This window comes from Luteimonas dalianensis, assembly GCF_049339425.1.
GTDB classification, from domain to species: Bacteria; Pseudomonadota; Gammaproteobacteria; order Xanthomonadales; family Xanthomonadaceae; genus Luteimonas; species Luteimonas dalianensis.
The window spans coordinates 360,573-378,148 of sequence record NZ_JBMPPO010000003.1 but is presented as its reverse complement, the minus strand read 5'-3'; the positions used below and the strand labels follow the sequence as shown (position 1 = coordinate 378,148).

Annotated in this window: 15 protein-coding genes and 1 tRNA gene; 6 read left to right on the top strand and 10 right to left on the bottom strand. The window is 70.8% G+C overall.

All coding sequences use genetic code 11. The features are described from left to right. Nucleotides 1-2: 2 nt before the first annotated feature. From ACOZ90_RS06310 to ACOZ90_RS06300, 3 genes are all read left to right on the top strand, one after another. Nucleotides 3-3,137 (top strand): efflux RND transporter permease subunit, encoded by a 3,135-nt coding sequence (locus ACOZ90_RS06310; protein ID WP_422892791.1) that lies wholly within the window; start codon nt 3-5, stop codon nt 3,135-3,137. Nucleotides 3,138-3,240: 103 nt separating this feature from the next. Continuing rightward, complete coding sequence (locus ACOZ90_RS06305; protein WP_422892790.1) at nt 3,241-4,680, top strand: alanine/glycine:cation symporter family protein; 1,440 nt, start codon at nt 3,241-3,243, stop codon at nt 4,678-4,680. Then, on the top strand, nt 4,677-5,558 hold the full coding sequence (locus ACOZ90_RS06300; protein ID WP_422892789.1) for a TrmH family RNA methyltransferase: 882 nt from the start codon (nt 4,677-4,679) through the stop codon (nt 5,556-5,558). The genes ACOZ90_RS06305 and ACOZ90_RS06300 overlap by 4 nt, the downstream gene beginning before the upstream one ends. A gap of 28 nt (nt 5,559-5,586) precedes the next feature. On the opposite strand, the gene ACOZ90_RS06295 is transcribed toward ACOZ90_RS06300, so the two are convergent. From ACOZ90_RS06295 to ACOZ90_RS06280, 4 genes are all read right to left on the bottom strand, one after another. Next, nucleotides 5,587-6,972: a M28 family peptidase gene (locus tag ACOZ90_RS06295; protein WP_422892788.1), complete on the bottom strand. Its 1,386-nt coding sequence runs from the start codon at nt 6,970-6,972 to the stop codon at nt 5,587-5,589. 97 nt (nt 6,973-7,069) lie between these two features. Further along, nucleotides 7,070-7,489: a large-conductance mechanosensitive channel protein MscL gene (mscL, locus tag ACOZ90_RS06290; RefSeq protein ID WP_422892787.1), complete on the bottom strand. Its 420-nt coding sequence runs from the start codon at nt 7,487-7,489 to the stop codon at nt 7,070-7,072. Nucleotides 7,490-7,556: 67 nt separating this feature from the next. Then, the gene (locus ACOZ90_RS06285) at nt 7,557-8,270 is read right to left on the bottom strand and encodes a fumarylacetoacetate hydrolase family protein (protein WP_422892786.1); all 714 of its coding nucleotides are present in this window, start codon (nt 8,268-8,270) and stop codon (nt 7,557-7,559) included. 6 nt (nt 8,271-8,276) lie between these two features. Beyond that, nucleotides 8,277-8,570 (bottom strand): hypothetical protein, encoded by a 294-nt coding sequence (locus tag ACOZ90_RS06280; protein WP_422892785.1) that lies wholly within the window; start codon nt 8,568-8,570, stop codon nt 8,277-8,279. A 59-nt stretch (nt 8,571-8,629) separates the two neighbouring features. On the opposite strand from ACOZ90_RS06280, the gene ACOZ90_RS06275 reads away from it, so the two are divergent. Then, complete coding sequence (locus tag ACOZ90_RS06275; protein ID WP_422892784.1) at nt 8,630-9,007, top strand: Rieske (2Fe-2S) protein; 378 nt, start codon at nt 8,630-8,632, stop codon at nt 9,005-9,007. Here the strand turns inward: ACOZ90_RS06275 and ACOZ90_RS06270 are convergent. Genes ACOZ90_RS06270 through thiS form a run of 4 tightly spaced genes read right to left on the bottom strand, consistent with a single transcriptional unit; the run spans nt 8,991 to nt 12,622 of the window. Next, nucleotides 8,991-10,832: an SLC13 family permease gene (locus ACOZ90_RS06270; RefSeq protein ID WP_422892783.1), complete on the bottom strand. Its 1,842-nt coding sequence runs from the start codon at nt 10,830-10,832 to the stop codon at nt 8,991-8,993. The genes ACOZ90_RS06275 and ACOZ90_RS06270 overlap by 17 nt on opposite strands. Before the next feature lie 22 nt (nt 10,833-10,854). Next, a complete protein-coding gene (trmB, locus tag ACOZ90_RS06265) occupies nt 10,855-11,562 on the bottom strand; it encodes a tRNA (guanosine(46)-N7)-methyltransferase TrmB (RefSeq protein WP_422892782.1) in 708 nt (235 codons plus the stop codon). A 28-nt stretch (nt 11,563-11,590) separates the two neighbouring features. Further along, complete coding sequence (locus ACOZ90_RS06260; RefSeq protein ID WP_422892867.1) at nt 11,591-12,379, bottom strand: thiazole synthase; 789 nt, start codon at nt 12,377-12,379, stop codon at nt 11,591-11,593. 42 nt (nt 12,380-12,421) lie between these two features. Continuing rightward, entirely contained in the window at nt 12,422-12,622 is a 201-nt protein-coding gene (gene thiS / locus ACOZ90_RS06255) for a sulfur carrier protein ThiS (RefSeq protein ID WP_422892781.1), read from the bottom strand. Nucleotides 12,623-12,814: 192 nt separating this feature from the next. On the opposite strand from thiS, the gene ACOZ90_RS06250 reads away from it, so the two are divergent. After that, complete coding sequence (locus tag ACOZ90_RS06250; RefSeq protein ID WP_422892780.1) at nt 12,815-14,641, top strand: autotransporter domain-containing protein; 1,827 nt, start codon at nt 12,815-12,817, stop codon at nt 14,639-14,641. Between the two features lie 49 nt (nt 14,642-14,690). Here the strand turns inward: ACOZ90_RS06250 and ACOZ90_RS06245 are convergent, their stop codons facing one another. Next, nucleotides 14,691-15,974 (bottom strand): glutamate-5-semialdehyde dehydrogenase, encoded by a 1,284-nt coding sequence (locus tag ACOZ90_RS06245; protein WP_422892779.1) that lies wholly within the window; start codon nt 15,972-15,974, stop codon nt 14,691-14,693. A gap of 14 nt (nt 15,975-15,988) precedes the next feature. Further along, nucleotides 15,989-17,149 carry a glutamate 5-kinase gene (gene proB / locus ACOZ90_RS06240; RefSeq protein WP_422892778.1) on the bottom strand — a complete coding sequence of 387 codons (1,161 nt, stop codon included), beginning with the start codon at nt 17,147-17,149 and terminating at the stop codon, nt 15,989-15,991. 349 nt (nt 17,150-17,498) lie between these two features. Between proB and ACOZ90_RS06235 the strand changes: the two genes are divergently transcribed. Then, nucleotides 17,499-17,572: transfer RNA gene (locus ACOZ90_RS06235), tRNA-Gly, on the top strand. Nucleotides 17,573-17,576: the final 4 nt, after the last annotated feature.

Genomic DNA, 17,576 nt, shown 5'->3' with positions numbered 1-17,576 from the left:
CGATGCGCATTTCCGACCTCTCCATCAAGCGGCCCGTTTTTGCAGTGGTGATGAGCCTGCTGCTGGTGGTGCTGGGGGTGATGTCGTACTCGCGCCTGACCCTGCGCGAGATGCCCAACATCGACCCGCCGATCGTCTCGGTGGACGTGACCTATCCGGGCGCTTCCGCGGCGGTGGTGGAAACCCGGATCACCCAGGTGCTGGAAGATGCGCTGGCGGGCATCGAAGGCATCCGCATGATCCAGTCGCGCAGCCGCAACGGCCGCTCCGACGTGACCCTGGAGTTCAACATCACCCGCGACATCGAGGCCGCGGCCAACGACGTGCGCGACGCGATCAGTCGGGTCGCCGACCGGCTGCCGATCGAGGCCGATCCGCCGGAGATCTCCAAGGTCGAGTCGGACGCCGATGCGATCATCTGGTTGAACATGAGTTCCAGCACCATGGACACCCTGGCGCTGAGCGACTACGCCGACCGCTACGTGGTCGACCGGCTGTCGGCGCTGGACGGCGTGGCCCGGGTGCAGCTGAGCGGCAGCCAGCGCTACTCGATGCGGATCTGGCTCGACCGTGACGCGATGGCCGCGCGAGGCATCACCGCCGCCGACGTGGAAAACTCCCTGCGCAGCGAGAACGTGGAGCTGCCGGCCGGCCGGATCGAGTCGGAGTCCCGCGATTTCACCCTGCGGGTGGAACGCGGCTACCGCACTGCGGAGCAGTTCGCCAGCCTGCCGCTGCGGCGCGGATCGGACGGCTACGTGGTGCGCCTGGGCGACGTGGCCCGGGTGGAGACCGGCCCGCGCGAGCGGCGCTCCTACGCGCGCAGCAACTCGGTTCCGAACGTCGGCCTGGGCATCGTGCGCACCTCCACCGCCAACGCGCTGGAGGTGGCCCGCGCGGCGCGCGAGGAGGGCGAGCGGATCCAGGAGACGCTGCCCGAGGGCACCGAGATCTTCGTCTCGTCGGACAACACCCAGTTCATCGAGGCGGCGATCGAGCGGGTGTACTGGACGCTGGGCGAGGCGCTGGTGCTGGTGTTCCTGGTGATCTGGCTGTTCCTGGGCAAGCTGCGCGCGGCGCTGATCCCGGCGGTCACGGTGCCGGTGTGCCTGATCGCCGCGTTCATCGCCCTGTTCGCGTTCGGGTTTTCGATCAACCTGCTGACCCTGCTGGCGCTGGTGCTGTGCATCGGCCTGGTGGTGGATGACGCGATCATCGTGCTGGAGAACGTGCAGCGCCGCGCCGATGCCGGCGAACCGCCGCTGGTGGCGGCCAAGCGCGGTACCGCCCAGGTGGCGTTCGCGGTGGTGGCGACCACCGCGGTGCTGGTGGCGGTGTTCCTGCCGGTCGGCTTCATGGAGGGCAACAGCGGCCGCCTGTTCCGCGAGCTGTCGGTGGCGCTGGCCGCGGCGGTGGCGCTGTCGGCGTTCGTGGCCCTCACCCTGACCCCGATGATGTGCTCCAAGCTGGTGCGCCCGCACGGCAAGGAGGGGGGCTTCAGCGCCTGGGTCAACCGTTCGCTGGGGCGGATCAGCGCCGGCTATGGCCGCCAGGTGGGCTGGCTGGTCGGGCTGTCGCGATCGCGGCTGTTGCTGCTGGTGGTGCTGGCGATGGGCGCCTGCCTGGCCGCTGCGGCGCTGCTGTTCCTGCGGATTCCGGGCGAGCTTTCGCCGGCCGAGGATCGCGGCCGCTTCTTCGTTGCCGTCGATGGCCCGGAGGGCGCCGGCTTCGACTACACCGTGGCCCAGATGCAGGAGGTCGAGCGGATCTTCGCCGACTACGTGGGCGGCGACGGGCCGATCGACCGGGCCAGTTCACGGGTGCCGCGTGGCTGGGGCGGCAGCGAGGAAATGCATTCCGGACACGTGATCGTCTACCTCAAGGACTGGCGCGAGCGCGAGGAGAGCACCGCCGATGTGGTCGAGGAGCTGCGCGACGGCTTTTCGGCGCTGCCGGGCGTGCAGGTGCGGGCGAACGTGCCGGGCGGCCTGATCAGCGCGCGCGGGCAGCGCTACCAGCTGGTGCTGGGCGGGCCCAACTACGAGGATCTGGCCGAGTGGCGCGACCGCATGCTGGTGCGGATGGCGGAGAACCCCGGCATCCAGGATCCGGACTCGGACTACAAGGAGACCCGGCCGCAGATGCGGGTGGAGATCGATCGCGCGCGCGCAGCCGACCTCGGGGTGTCGGTGCAGGAGATCGGCCGCACCCTGGAGACCATGATGGGCTCGCGCCAGGTCACCACCTACATCGAGGACGGCGAGGAGTACGACGTCATGCTGCAGGCGTCGCGCGACGACCGCATGGAGCCGGGCGACCTGTCCAACACCTGGGTGCGCGGGCGCGACAACCGGATGGTGCCGCTGTCCAACCTGGTCACCCTCAGCGAGATCGCCGAGCCGGGCAGCTTCAACCGCTTCAACCGCCTGCGCGCGATCACCATCAGCGCGGGCCTGGCGCCGGGCTACCCGATGGGTGATGCGATCGAGTGGACATACCGGGTCGCCGCCGAGGAGCTGCCCGACCACGCCCAGATCGACTGGAAGGGCGAGACCCGCGAGTTCCAGGAGGCGGGCGGGGCGATCATGCTGACCTTCGCCCTGGCCCTGGTGATCGTGTACCTGGTGCTGGCGGCGCAGTTCGAGAGCTACCTGCACCCGCTGGTGATCATGCTCACCGTGCCGCTGGCGGTGCTGGGTGCACTGCTGGGGCTGTGGATCACCGGCGGCACGCTCAACCTGTTCAGCCAGATCGGGATCGTGATGCTGGTCGGGCTGGCGGCAAAGAACGGGATCCTGATCGTGGAGTTCGCCAACCAGCTGCGCGACGAGGGCCGCAGCGTGGCCGAGGCAGTCGCCGAGTCGTCGGCGGTGCGCCTGCGCCCGATCCTGATGACCGCCGTGGCCACCATCATGGGCATGATCCCGCTGGTGGTGGCCGGCGGGCCGGGTTCGGCCAGCCGCGCCACGATCGGCGTGGTGATCATTTCCGGCGTGGCCTTCGCCACCGTGCTGACCCTGTTCGTGGTGCCGGCGCTGTACGCGCTGGTGGCCCCGTACACGCGTTCGCCGGAAACGCTGGCGCGCAAGCTGGAGGAGCTGGAGGCCAGCACGCCGGCCGTCAGCGGGCATGGCTGATGGCGGCCGCCGCCCGCGCCGGTTTCGCCGAAGTGGCTGATCGGTAAGAATCGACCGGTCCGCAGCCCTGCGGGCGGGTTTTCCATCGTCCGGGGAGGAGCATGTGGAACAGTTCGTCAACGCGATAAACGGCTATGTGTGGAGCATGCCGCTGATCATCCTGTGCCTGGGCGCAGGCCTGTGGTTTTCCATCCGCACCCGGTTCCTGCAGTTCCGCCAGGTGCCCGAGATGGTGCGGCTGCTGCTGGCCGGCACCAAGTCCGATGCCGGCGTGTCCTCGTTCCAGGCCCTGGCGATGTCGCTGTCGGGCCGGGTCGGCATCGGCAACATCGCCGGCGTCGCCACCGCGATCGCCTTCGGCGGCCCGGGCGCGGTGTTCTGGATGTGGGTGATGGCGTTGATGGGGGCCTCCACCGCATTCGTTGAATCCACCCTGGCCCAGATCTACAAGGAAACCGATGAGCAGGGGCGCTACCGCGGCGGCCCGGCGTACTACATCGAAAAGGCCATGGGCCAGAAGTGGTACGCGTGGATCTTCGCCGTGGTGACCATCGTTGCCGCCGGCTTCCTGATGCCGGGCGTGCAGGCCAACGGCATCGCCTCGGCGGCGTTCAACGCCTGGGACGTGCCGCCGACCGCCACCGCTGCGGTGGTGGTGATCGGCCTGGGTTTCATCATCTTCGGCGGCGTCACCCGCATCGCCCGCTTCGCCGAGCTGGTGGTGCCGTTCATGGCGCTGGCCTACATCCTGATGGCGCTGGTGATCATGTTCCTCAACATGACCCAGATCCCGGCCATGTTCATGCTGATCATCGAGAGCGCGTTCGGCATGCACGCCGGCTTCGGCGCGATGCTCGGCCTGGCGGTGGAGTGGGGCGTCAAGCGCGGTATCTACTCCAACGAGGCCGGCCAGGGCACCGGGCCGCACCACGCCGCCGCGGCCGAGGTCTCGCATCCGGCCAAGCAGGGCTACGTGCAGGCGTTCTCGGTGTACGTGGACACCCTGCTGGTGTGCTCGGCCACCGCCTTCATGATCCTGTCGACGGGCATGTACAACGTCAGCAGCAACGGCGAGGTGCTTACCGAGGCGCTGCCGGGGATCGAGGCCGGGCCGGGCTTCGCCCAGCACGCGGTGGAGGCGGTGATGCCCGGCTACGGGGCGGGCTTCGTGGCGATGGCGCTGTTCTTCTTCGCCTTCACCACGATCATCGCCTACTACTACATGGCCGAAACCAACATCGCCTACATCAACCGCAGGATCCACCGGCCGTGGATGATCTTCGCGCTGCGGATCCTGATCCTGGGCGCGGTCACCTTCGGCTGCGTGCGTACCGCGGGCATGGCCTGGACGCTGGGCGACATCGGTGTGGGCCTGATGGCGTGGCTGAACCTGATCGCGATCCTGATCCTGCAGAAGCCGGCGCTGCTGGCGTTGCGCGACTACGAGGCGCAGAAGAAGCAGGGGCTGGATCCCACCTTCGATCCGCTCAAGCTGGAAATCCGCAACGCCGACTTCTGGGCCGGCCGGGCGGAGCGGGAATGAGCGGCACCGGCGGCGGGGACGGCGGCCCGTGGCGCCGCCGCGGCCGCCGCCCGGCGGCCGGTGAACAGCGCCCGCGGCTGCGGGGCGGTCCGCCCCGTCCGGAGCCGCCCGCCGACCGGCCGGTTGCAGACCGGCGGCCCGACCGCCGCGACGAGATGCGCCTGTACGGCATGAACGCCGTGCAGGCGGTATTCGCGCGCAGGCCGCAGGCGATCCGCAAGCTGTACCTGGCCGGACCGCGGATCGCGCAGCTGCAGCCGCTGCTCAAGTGGTGCGTGGCCAACCGCGTGGGCTACCGGGTGGTCGAGGACGAGGGCGAGCTGGCGCGGCTGGCCGGCAGCGGTCACCACGAAGGCGTCGTTGCCGACGTGCTGCGCGCGCCGGAGCCGGCGCTGGATACGTGGCTGCCGGGCCTGGACGGCGGCCCGCAGTGCCTGCTGTGGCTGGATGGCGTGGGCAACCCGCACAACCTGGGCGCGATCCTGCGCTCGGCCGCGCACTTCGGCGTGGCCGGCGTGCTGCTGGCGGAGGATTCCGGCCTGGCCCTGTCGGGCGCTGCCGCGCGCGTCGCCGAGGGCGGCGCGGAAGCGGTGCCGCTGGTGCGAACCGGCCCGGCGGACGAGGCCATGGCGCTGCTGCGCAGCGCAGGCTTCGCGCTCGCGGCAACGGTGGTCGAGGGCGGGGACGACCTGTTCGCCGTCGCGCCGCCCCGGCGCGTGGTCTACGTGATCGGCGCGGAAGGCGAAGGCATGGATCGTGGCCTGGCCGGCGCCTGCGACCTGCGCCTGTCCATCCCCGGCACCGGCGCGGTCGAGAGCCTCAACGTCGCCGCCGCCACCGCCGTCCTCCTCGCCGCCTGGCTCCGCCCCGGCCCGTAGGAGCGCCATGCGCGCTCCTGCTCGTGGGTCAGGGCGTGGGCGCGCTGCCGAAGTCGCCTTCGGCCTGGGCGGCCAGCCAGGCGAGCACCACGTACGCGGCGGTGTTCTGGGCCAGGTCTTCGGGGTCGACCTTGTCCAGGGTGTCGCTGGCGTTGTGGTGCAGGTCGAAATAGCCGCTGCCGTCCTGACCCAGCCAGGCCCAGGTCACGCCGGCCTGGGCCATCGGGATGATGTCCGGGCCGGGACCGCCTTCGCCTTCCATGTATTCGATGCCCAGCGGCGCCAGCGCTTCGGCGATCTGGCCGGTGGCGTGGCGGGCGTGCTCGGGCGCGCCGGTGTTGAAGCCGTAGATGCGGCCGGCGCCAAAATCGCTTTCCACCGCCAGCAGGTGCAGGCCGATGTCGCCGGCGTGGCGCTGGGCGTACTGGCGCGCGCCGATGAGCCCCTGCTCCTCGTTGGCGAAGGCGATCACCCGGATGCTGCGCGCCGGCCGCTGCTCCATCTTCCCGATCAGGTGGCCGGCGGCCATGGTGATGCCCACGCCCGAGGCGTCGTCGATCGCGCCGGTGCCCAGATCCCAGGAGTCCAGGTGCGAGGCGATCACCACGAACTCGTCGCTGCCGCCGCTACCGGTGATCTCGCCGATCACGTTCTGTGAGGTGTATTCGCCGTCGTAGCCCACGTCCAGCGACAGGTTCACCGTGACCGGGCCGCGCTCCAGCAGCCGGTTGAGCTGGTCGGCGTCGGGCAGCGACAGCGCGGCAGCCGGGATCGGCTCCACGCCCTCGGCGAAGCGGGTGATGCCGGTGCTGGCCACCCGCGCGTGGCTGGTGCCGAGCGAGCGCATCAGGAAACCGGCCGCGCCCTTGCTGCTGGCCACCGACGGGCCGCGGCCGCGGGTGCCGCCGGCCGCGCCGTAGCCGCTGCCGTCGGCGGTGCGCTCCATCTGGAAATCGATGAACGCGATGCGGCCTTCAAGCGAGCCCTCCGGCGCTGCCTCCAGCGCGGCGTAGTCGGCGAAGCGCACGATTTCCGCCTCCACCTCGCCGCCCGCGCTGCCGCCCAGCGCGGTCACCACCAACGGCTGCGCATGATCGCCGACCACCCGCGCGCTTTCGCTGTTGCGCACCCATTTGGGGAAGGTGACCGGCTCCGTCCAGACCCGGTCGTAGCCCAGCTCGGCGAACTTCGCCTCCGCCCAGGCCACCGCGCGCGCGTCCGCCTCGCTGCCGGGCAGGCGCGGGCCGATCTCGGTGGTCAGCGACTCGGTGACCCGCCAGGAGGTGTCGTCGGCCAGCGCCTGCTCGCGCAGCTGGGCGGCGGTTTCAAGCGCCGCCTCCGGGATGGTGGTTCGATCCTGGGCCGTGGCGGGCATGGACACGGCGAGGCACAGCAGCAGCGGGGCAAGGCGCATGGAAGCTCCGGCGGACAAAAAAAGATGCCGCGAGCTTAGCAGCCCGCGGCATCGTTGCCTTTCAGCGTCCGCCGATCCGGCCGGCGGGCCCGCGATGTCAGCGCGACTTCAGCGAATCGCGGATCTCGCGCAGCAGCAGCACGTCCTCGGACGGCTCCTCGGGCGCGGCTTCCTCTTCCACTTCCTGCTTGCGGTTCATGTTGTTGATGCCCTTGACCACCATGAAGATGGCGAAGGCGATGATCAGGAACTGGATGACGGCGTTGAGGAACTCGCCGATGCCGATCACCACCGCAGGCACTTCCTCGCCGGCCGCGTTGACCGCCGCCTCGCGCAGGGTGATGACCCAGTCGGCGAAGTCCACGCCGCCGATCGCCAGCCCGATCGGCGGCATGATGACCTTGTCGACGAAGGCGGTGACGATGTTGCCGAACGCGGCGCCGATGACCACGCCGACCGCGAGGTCGACGACGCTGCCGCGCATTGCAAATTCCTTGAATTCCGAAGCGATGCTCATCCGGTGGTCTCCAGGCAGGTGGGACGGGTGACGCGGGGAGGCGAACTGGCGGCTTCCCGTGCCGGGCTCATGACAGTGGAGGCAGGATAGCGCAGTCCAGCGCCAGCAGATCGTCGAGCCGCGCGCTGCAGCGGTCGCCCGGCTGCAGCGCCGCGACCCCGGCCGGGGTGCCCATGAACACCAGGTCCCCCGCGCGCAGGCGGTAGAGCTGTGAAAGCTCGTGCAGGATCTCGCCCACGTCCCAGATCATCATGTCCAGGCGCGAGGACTGCCGCGGCTGGCCGTTGACTTCAAGCGACAGCGTGCGCGACTGCAGCGGGCCGGCATCGGCGGCCCGCACCAGTTCGCTCACCGGCGCGGAGTGGTCGAAGCCCTTGGCGATGTCCCACGGCAGCCCGCCGGCCTTGGCCTGCGCCTGCAGGTCGCGCCGGGTCAGATCCAGGCCGATGCCGTAGCCGAACACCAGCTCCGCCGCGTCGCCGGCTGCCAGCACTCCGGGCGCCGCGTCGCGGCCGATCGCCACCACCAGCTCCACTTCGTGGTGCAGCTCGCGGGTCGCGGACGGGTAGGGCACGCGGCCGTCGAGGACGAGGGCATCGGCGGGCTTGGAGAAGAACACCGGGCGGCCGCGCGACTCGCGCGAGGCCGGCGCCTGCGCGCCCATCTCGCGGGCGTGGTCGGCGAAGTTGCGGCCCACGCAGTGGATCCGGCGCACCGGGAAGGTGCCGCCGCCGCGCACCGGGATGTGCGGCGGTTCAAAGGCCGGGATGAGATCCGCCACGGGCGGTCAGCGCAGCAGCGGCTTGTCGACCACGCGGTAGTCGCCGTCCAGCACGGTGCCGTCGCCGGATGTGCCCGCCGTGCGCCTGCGCCCGGCCAGCAGCCGGATCGCCAGCCCCGCCGCCAGCATCGCCGCGCCGATCACCACCCCGAACACCAGCAGCACGGCCGCCAGGGCGATGCCCGCAAGGCCGAACAGCAGCCGGGTGAGCGGATGGCGGGGCTTGCGCGGGGCGAACACGGCGGTGAAGCCGGTGCTGCGCCAGCGCAGGAGCAGGTTGTGCAGGAATCGCTGGGTCATCAGGGTATCTGGCGTCGTGACACAATGCGGCGCGCGGCCGGAGCACCAGTATCGTGTCCATGCGCCGCGGGTTTGTAATTTTCCCGTTAAAGAGGCTGAACGTGTCCCTGATCGCGCTGGAACGGATTGCCGACGGCGGCCTGGCCGAAGTCGAGGCTGAAGTGGATGGGGCGGCCGAGTCCCTGATCGTTTACCGGCAGGGCGATTCGGCCCGTGCCTGGCTCAACGTGTGCCCGCACGCGGGCCGGCGCCTGGACTACGCGCCGGGGCAGTTCCTCAAGTCGAAGGAAGGCCTGCTGGTGTGCGCGGTGCACGGTGCCAGCTTCGAGCTTGGCGCCGGCGAGTGCGTGGCCGGCCCCTGCCGCGGCGACCAGCTGCGGGAAGTCCCGGTGACCGTGCGCGACGGCCACGTCTTCCTGGTCAGTACAGCAGGTTGACCATCAGCACCACGATCAGGATGTAGAGCAGCGACAGCGGCCCGCACACCACCCACAGCTCCTTTGCGCGGTAGCCGCCGGGGCCGGTGATCATCGACATCACCGGGTTGGACTGGGTCATGAAGTTGTTGGACGCCGCCAGCGCCACGATCAGCGCGAACGCGGTCGGATCCGCGCCCACCGCCAGGGCCAGGTTGATCGCCAGCGGCACCATCACGATGGTCGCGCCCACGTGGCTGATCACCAGCGAGAAGCCGGCGGTGAGGATGGCCACGAAGAACTGGATCAGCCACGTCGGCAGGCCCGACGGAAGGCGCTCGATCGACGCACCCGCCACCCACGCCGCCGCGCCGCTGCTGTCCATCGCCCAGCCCAGCGGGATCAGGCAGGCCATCAGGAACACGGTCTTCCAGTTGATCGCGCCGTAGGCCTCGTCCATCTTCAGCACGCCGGTCACCAGCATGCCGGCCACGCCGGTCATCAGCGCGATCGCGGTGGGCACCCGGCCCGACAGCGCGATCAGGATGGTCACCGCGAAGATCGCCATCGCGATCTTGAACTTGTGCGGGCGCTGCTCGCCCTTGGGGAAGTCGGTGACCACCACGAAGTCGCGCTCGGCCGCGACCTGCGCCAGGTTCTTCCAGAAGCTGTGCAGCACCAGCATGTCGCCCGCGCGCAGCGGCAGGTCGCGCACGTTCTCGCGGATCACCTTGTCCTTGTCGCGGTTGACCGCCAGCAGCCGCAGCCCGTGCTGGCGGCGCAGCTGCAGCTCGTTGGCGGTCTTGCCCACGAAGCCCGAGTTGGGCGGCACCACCGCCTCGGAGATGCCCGCGCGGCTGGGGTTGAACAGGTCGCCGAAGTTGCGCAGGCGGGTGCTCATGCGCAGGAAGTTGTTCTGGGCGAAGTCGTCCACGTTCTCGCGCGTGCCCATCGCCCCGATCACGCTGCCCACCCAGATCCGCACGTCGGCCGCCGGCGCCAGCCGCGCCTCGTCCTCGACCTTGAGCGCCAACAGCAGCGGCGCGTTGTGCAGCGCCTCGGCCTCGCCGAAGGTCATGCCCACCAGCGGGCTTTCGGCGGTGACGGTCAGCTCGAACACGTCGCCCTCGATGCCGTACACCCGGGCGAAATAGCTCTGCGTGCGGCCCGGCGCGACGTTGGCGTCCTTGCCGCCGCGCAGCCGGCGGTTGCCCCAGAAGTGGAAGTAGGCCAGCGCGGCCACCAGCAGCGCCAGGCCGATCGGCGCCGGCGCGAACATGTTCAGCGGCGTCAGCGTGGCCGCGCCCGAGGGCAGGTTGGCGTTGGCCGAGACCAGCAGGTCGTTGAGCATGATCAGCGGCGAGTTGCCGACCATGGTCAGGGTGCCGCCCATCACCACCGCCACGCCCACCGGCAGCAGCATCCGCGACAGGCTGATGCCGGTGCGCGAGGACAGCCGCGAGATCACCGGCAGGTACAGCGCGGTCACCGACGGGTTCTGCATGATCGAGGAGTTCAGGCCGGCGATCGCCGAGGTCAGCAGCAGCAGCCGCTCCTCGACCCCGCGCGCGCGCCGCAACAGCCAGCCGGCCAGGCGGTTGAGCGCGCCGGTGCGATCCAGGCCCAGGCCCAGGATCATGGTCGCGATCACGCTGATCACGGCGTTGGAGGAGAAGCCGTTGAACACGTCCTCCGCCGCGACCTGCCCGGTCAGGCCCAGCAGCACCAGCATCACCAGCGCCACCAGATCCGCGCGCACGCGCTGGAACAGGAACAGCACCATGGTCAGCGCCACCAGACCGAGGACGATCTTCATGTCGGTGGTGAGCGCGAGTGCGGTGTCCATTACCCGGTGGTGGTCTCAGCTGTCAGGTGCGGTCGTAGAGCAGGTCCCAGACCCCGTGGCCGAGCCGCTGGCCGCGGGTTTCGAAATGTGTCTGCGGCCGCCACTCGGGCCGCGGTACGTGCCCGCGCGAACCGGCACGGTTGCGCAGCCCGTCCGCGGCGTCGAGCACGTCCCACATGTGCTCCGCATAGTCCCGCCAATCGGTGGCAAGGTGCAAGCGGCCGCCCGGCGCCAGCTTGCGCACCAGCAGCGCGACGAACGCCGGCTGCACCAGCCGGCGCTTGTTGTGGCGCTTCTTGTGCCAGGGGTCGGGGAAGTAGATCCGCACCTCGTCCAGGCTGGCGTCGGCGATCTCGTGCTCCAGCACCTCGACCGCGTCGTGGTGGTAGACGCGCACGTTGCTGCTGTCGTCTTCGGCCACTGCGTTCAGCAGCCGGCCCACGCCCGGGGCGTGCACCTCGATGCCGATGTGGTCGCGATCCGGATCGCGGGCGGCCGCGTAGCGCAGCGCCTCGCCGTTGCCGGTGCCGATCTCCAGCACCAGCGGCGCGCTGCGGCCGAACTCGGCGGCGAAGTCGCGCGCCGTGCCCCGGTAGTCGAGCCCGAAGCGCGGCCACTGCTCGTCGAACGCGCGCTGCTGGGCTTCGGTGAAGCGGCCCTGGCGCAGCACGAAGCTGCGGATCCGGCGCCGCTCGGGGTCTTCCGTATAGGGCTTGCCGCGCCCGGTCATGCCCGCACCCGCGGGAACGCCTGTTCCATCAGCCTGCGAGTCCTTCCTCGGGGGAGGAGGCGCTGGCGTAGCGCTTGCGCGGGATGCGGCCGGCCAGGAACGCGTCGCGGCCGGCGCGTACGGCCAGGTTCATCGCCCGGGCCATGCGCACCGGATCCCTGGCTCCGGCGATGGCGGTGTTCATCAGCACGCCGTCGCAGCCCAGCTCCATCGCGATGGCGGCGTCGGACGCGGTGCCCACGCCGGCATCGACCAGGATCGGCACCTTGGCGTTGTCGACGATCTCGCGCAGGTTCCAGTGGTTCTGGATGCCCAGCCCGGAGCCGATCGGCGCGGCCAGCGGCATCACCGCCACGCAGCCGATCTCCTCCAGCCGCTTGCACAGCAGCGGGTCGTCGGAGGTGTAGACCATCACGTCGAAGCCGTCGGCCACCAGCATCTCGGCGGCCTTCAGGGTCTGCACCACGTCGGGGTAAAGCGTGCGCTTGTCGCCGAGCACTTCGAGCTTGGTCAGGTTGTGGCCGTCGAGCAGCTCGCGGCCCAGGCGGCAGGTGCGCACCGCTTCCTCGGCGGTGTAGCAGCCGGCGGTGTTGGGCAGGATGGTGTAGCGGTCGGGCGGCAGCACGTCGAGCAGGCTGGGCTCGTTGGGATCCTGGCCGATGTTTGTGCGGCGGATCGCCACGGTGACGATCTCGGCGCCGGCGGCCTCGGTGGCGCGGCGGGTCTCGTCCAGATCCTTGAATTTGCCGGTGCCGGTGAGCAGGCGCGATGAGTAGGCCTTGCCGGCGATGACAAGGGCGTCTTCGGGTGTGAGCATCGGAGTCATCGCACGATTATCGCGCAGATGGGGAGATGAGGCTTACCCGCCCCCCAGCGCGTGGACGATCTCCACCTTGTCGCCGGCCGCCAGCGCGTGTTCACCGTGCCGGCCGCGGGGCACGATCTCGCCGTTGACCTCCACCGCCACCCGGCGTCCGGCCAGGCCCTGGGAGTCCAGCAGGCCGGCCACGGTGGCGCCGTCTTGAATGGTCAGGCTGTCGCCATTGAGCACGATTTCCATGCGGGCATTGTCCCTGTTTGCGCGCAGGCGCGCCAAGCCGGTGGTTCAGCTTCGGCGGCCCGCCGATCACTGGATATGACATTTTGATGACGCACTGCGGCGTGAGCGCCGCAGGGCTTCGTGGAACGATGCGCGCCCATGCGCCGGCGTATGCAAACGCCGGCCCGCATCCCGTTGATTCAGGAGGAATCCATGACCCCACGCAGTCCCCGCCTCGTTCCCGCCATCCTCGCCGGCGCGATTGCCCTGGCCACCGGCCCGGCGCTCGCCGACGAGGGCCGGTTCTCGCGCACCGTGTTCTTCGGCGACAGCCTCACCGACGGCGGCTTCTTCCGGCCGCTGCTGCCGCCCGAGGTGCAGGCGGTGACCGGCCAGTTCACCACCAATCCCGGCTGGGTCTGGGCCCAGCATCTGGCCGAACGCTACGGCACCGACGCCTCGGCCAACGGCAACGGACAGGCCGGCGACAACTACGCGGTGGGCGGTGCCAGGGTGGCCGGGGACGTGTTCGGCGCGCTGGGGCCGACGCCGTCGGTGGCCAGCCAGGTGCAGGCGTTCATGGGCGCGGGCGGGGTGGATCCGGACGCGCTGTACTCGGTGTGGGGCGGGGCCAACGACGTGTTCGCCGTTGCTGCCGGGGCGCCGCCGGAGCAGACCATCGGCACCGCGGTGGCGGCCCAGGTCGGCCTGGTCGGCGCGCTGCAGGGCGCCGGCGCGCGCTACGTGCTGGTGCCCAACCTGCCGGACATGGGCATCACCCCGGCCGCGCGCGCGCAGGGGCCGCTGGCGCAGGGCCAGCTGACCGCGCTGGCGGCCGCCTACAACGACGCCCTGTTCGGCGGCCTGGCGGCCAGCGGGCTGCGGGTGATCCCGCTGGATACCTTCAGCTTCCTGCGCGAGGTGGCCGCCAGTCCCGGCGAGTACGGCTTCGCCAACGTCACCGGCACCGCCTGCGAGCCGCAGATCACCGCCCAGTCGCTGACCTGCAGCCCGGCCAGCTACACCCATCCCGATGCGCCGAAAACCTACCTGTTCGCCGACGGCGTGCACCCGACCGACGCCGGCCACGCCGCGCTGGCCGACTTTGCCGCATCGGTGCTGGAAGCCCCGGCGCTGGTGGCGGCAATGCCGCAGGCGGCCGCCGCGACCGGGCGCGGCCGCGCTGAGCGCGTGGCCTGGCACGTCGAAAGCCGGCCGGACACCGGCGGCTGGTGGGCCGACGTGGCCGGCAACTACCTGCGCCGCGGCGACGGCGACCTGCATGACGGTTTCGGCCCGGCGCTCACCGTGGGCCTGGATTGGGTACGCGGAAACGCGGTGTTCGGCGCCTTCGGCGGCTACGGCCAGACCCGCCAGCACTGGGGGCTGAGCCGCGGCGACTTCCGCTACGAGGACGTCACCATCGGCGGCTACGCTGGCTGGTTCGGCGACAGCGGCGGCTGGGGGGTGACCCAGCTGGGCTGGTCGCAGCTGGACTTCGAGAGCCATCGCCGGGTGCGGCTGGGGCAGGGCGAACGCAGCCACCGCGGCTCCACCGACGGCGAGAGCCTCGTGCTGGCCACCCACCTGGGCTGGGACTTCGAGCGCGGCAACCTGCGCCACGGCCCGGTGGTCTCGCTGGTGTGGCAGCAGATCGAGATGGACGGCTTCGCCGAGAGCGACGCGGCGCTGAGCACTTCGCTGGCCTATCCGGATCAGGACATCGACTCGATGATCGGCAGCGTCGGCTGGCAGGTCGCGGTGACCGGCGAGGGCGCGGTGCGCCCGTATGCGCGCTTCACCTGGGACAACGAGTTCGAGGACATGCCGGATGAGGCGCTCGCAATCGCCCAGACCATGTCGGCCAGCGGGGCATACGCGGTGCCGACCTACGGCGCCGATGACAGCTACGGCAGCATCACCCTGGGCGCGCGCACGGCGCTGTTCGGGCTGGACGCCAACGTCGGCATCAGCGGCACGGTGGGGCATGACGGCGGCGGAAACACCGCCGTGTTCCTGAGTCTGGGCCGCGGCTTCTGAGCCCCTGATCGTCATCCCCGCGCGGGCGGGGATGACGGCGGCCGTTTACTCAGGCGGCCTTGGCCTGCTCCGGCCGCTGCAGGTCGGGGTGGCGGATCTGGCCGTCGCCGCGCACCACCCAGCGTTCGATGGTCAGCGACTCCAGGCCCATCGGCCCGTAGGCGTGCAGGCGGGTGGTGGAGATGCCGATCTCCGCGCCCAGGCCGAGCTGGCCGCCGTCGTTGAAGCGCGAGGAGGCGTTGACCATCACCGCCGAGCTGCGGATGGCGCGCACGAAGCGGTCGGCCGCGGCCTGATCGGTGGTGCAGATGGTCTCGGTGTGGTCGGAGCTGTAGCGCTGGACGTGGGCGATGGCGTCGTCGATGGAATCGACCACGCGCACGGCCAGGATCGGCGCCAGGTACTCGGCGTCGTAGTCCTCTTCCGTGGCTGCCCTGGCGTCCGGGAACAGGGCCCGGGTGCGCTCGCAGCCGCGGATTTCCGCGCCGCCGGCGGCCAGGGTGGCCAGCGCGTCGGGCAGCCAGGTATCGGCGATATCGGCGTGCACCAGCAGCGTCTCCAGCGCGTTGCACACGCCGGGCCGCGACAGCTTGGCGTCCACCGCCAGGCGGATGGCGGCGGCCGGGTCGGCGGCGGCGTCCACGTACAGGTGGCACACGCCCTTGTAGTGCTTGATCACCGGCACCCGGGCGTTCTCGGCCACGAAGCGGATCAGGCGCTCGCCGCCGCGCGGGATCGCCAGGTCGACCAGGTCGGTGAGCTGCAGCAGCTCCAGCACGTGCTCGCGCGCGGTGTCCTCCACCAGCGCCACGGCCTCGGCCGGCAGGTCGAACTCGGCCAGCGCGGCGTGCAGGCAGCGGGCGATGGCGATGTTGCTTTCGCGCGCCTCCGAGCCGCCGCGCAGCAGCACCGCGTTGCCCGCGCGCAGGCACAGCGCGGCGGCGTCGGCGGTCACGTTGGGGCGGGCCTCGTAGATCATCGCGATCAGGCCCAGCGGGATGCGCACCTTTTCAACGGTCATGCCGTTGGCGTGGGTTTCGCTGCGGGTGACCTGGCCGACCGGGTCGGGCAGGGCGGCGATCTCGTCGATCGCCTGCACGATGCCGTCGATGCGGGCGTCGTCGAGCATCAGCCGGTCGAGCATGGCGCCGGTGGTGCCGGCGTCTTCGGCGCGCTGCATGTCGCCGGCGTTGGCGGCGAGGATGCCGGCGCGGCCGCTGTCGACGGCCCGGGCCATCGCGCGCAGCAGCGCGGCGCGGCGCTCGGGTTCAAGGCCGGCGATCGCGTGCGAAGCCGCGCGCGCGCGTTCGGCAAGTGAGCGGATATAGGACATGGGTGACTCCTTGTTCAATGGGGGGTCGCGGCGGCGTGGTCCAGCAGGACCAGGTCGTCGCGGCGGATCACGGTGCTGCCGTTGTGGAAGCCGAGCACGTCCTCGATTTCCTCGCTGTGGCAGCCGGCGATGCGCTGCAGGTCGGTGGCGTGGTACTGCACCAGGCCGCGGCCGATGCGGCGGCCTGCCTGGCTGACCAGGTCGACCACGGCGCGGCTGCTGAAGTCGCCTTCCACGCCGGTCACGCCGCCCGGCAGCAGCGAGGCGCCGTGCGCGGACAGGGCGTGGCAGGCACCGTCGTCGATCTGCACCCGGTGCGGGCTGGGCGGCTGGTGGCGCAGCCACAGCTTGCGCGCCAGCAGGCGCGGGCCGTGGGCGGGGATCAGGGTGCCGAGCAGGCGGTCGCGGGCCAGCGCGTCCAGCGCCCGCGCATCGTGGCCGCAGAACAGGGCGGTATCGATGCCGGCCGCGGCGGCCTTGCTTGCCGCCTCCAGCTTGGTGGCCATGCCGCCGGTGCCGAGCGCGCCGGCGCCGCCGGCGGTCATCGCCATGACCTCGGGGGTGATCGCTTCCACCAGCGGCAGCGGGGCCGCGTCCGGGTCGCGCACCGGATGGCCGCTGTAGAGGCCGTGGATGTCGGTGGCGATCAGCAGCACGTCGGCGTCGACCAGGGTGGCCACCGCGGCGGCCAGGTTGTCGTTGTCGCCGAGCTTGAGCTCGTCGATGGCCACGGTGTCGTTCTCGTTGACGATCGGCAGCGCGCCGCTGCGCAGCAGCTCCTGCAGCGTGGCCTGGGCATTGAGGTAGCGGCGGCGGTTGCGCAGGTCGTCGTGGCTCAGCAGCACCTGGGCGACCGGCTGCTCCACCAGGTCCTGCCACAGCGCCAGCATCGGGGTCTGGCCCAGCGAGGCCAGCGCCTGGCGCTGCACCAGGCCGCCGCGGCGCCGCGCCACCAGGCCACGGCCGGCGGCAACCGCGCCCGAGGACACCAGCAGCACCTCGCGGCCCTGCCGGCGGTAGCGCGCGACCAGGCCGGCGAGGGCGGCGGCGTTGTGCCGGCCCAGGTTGCCGCGGCCGTCGGTCAGCAGGCTGCTGCCGATCTTGATCACGGCGCGCCGCCAGGGTGGCAGCGGCTGTTCGGGGAAAGGATGTGGCTGTGGGTCGTCTTCCTGCATGGGGGGGAGTTCCTCCTGGCTGTTACGGGTTCCTGGTGCCGGTCGGACGGCGCAAGGCTCCCGCGCAGGCCCCGGGGAGGGACACGCGGTTGCTGCGGAACGCACACGGGATGAACGCGCACGAAAAGGACCGGCATGGGGTCCTGGGTACGCAAACGATCGCAAAGATCACAAGCGCAGTGCGGCGCGAGAGCGGACTCGATCGCGCGCCTGGTTGTGGGGGCCCAACGCCTGCCTCAGCGAATGGAAAACATGTGGGCAGTTCAGACCAAACGCCCGCCAGTTTAACAGAAAGGGCCTCGCCACGCTTGGCAAATGGCGCCCCGCGGCCCTAGACTGCCTGCCACAGGCGGGTGTAGCTCAATGGTAGAGCAGAAGCTTCCCAAGCTTAAGACGAGGGTTCGATTCCCTTCACCCGCTCCAGTGA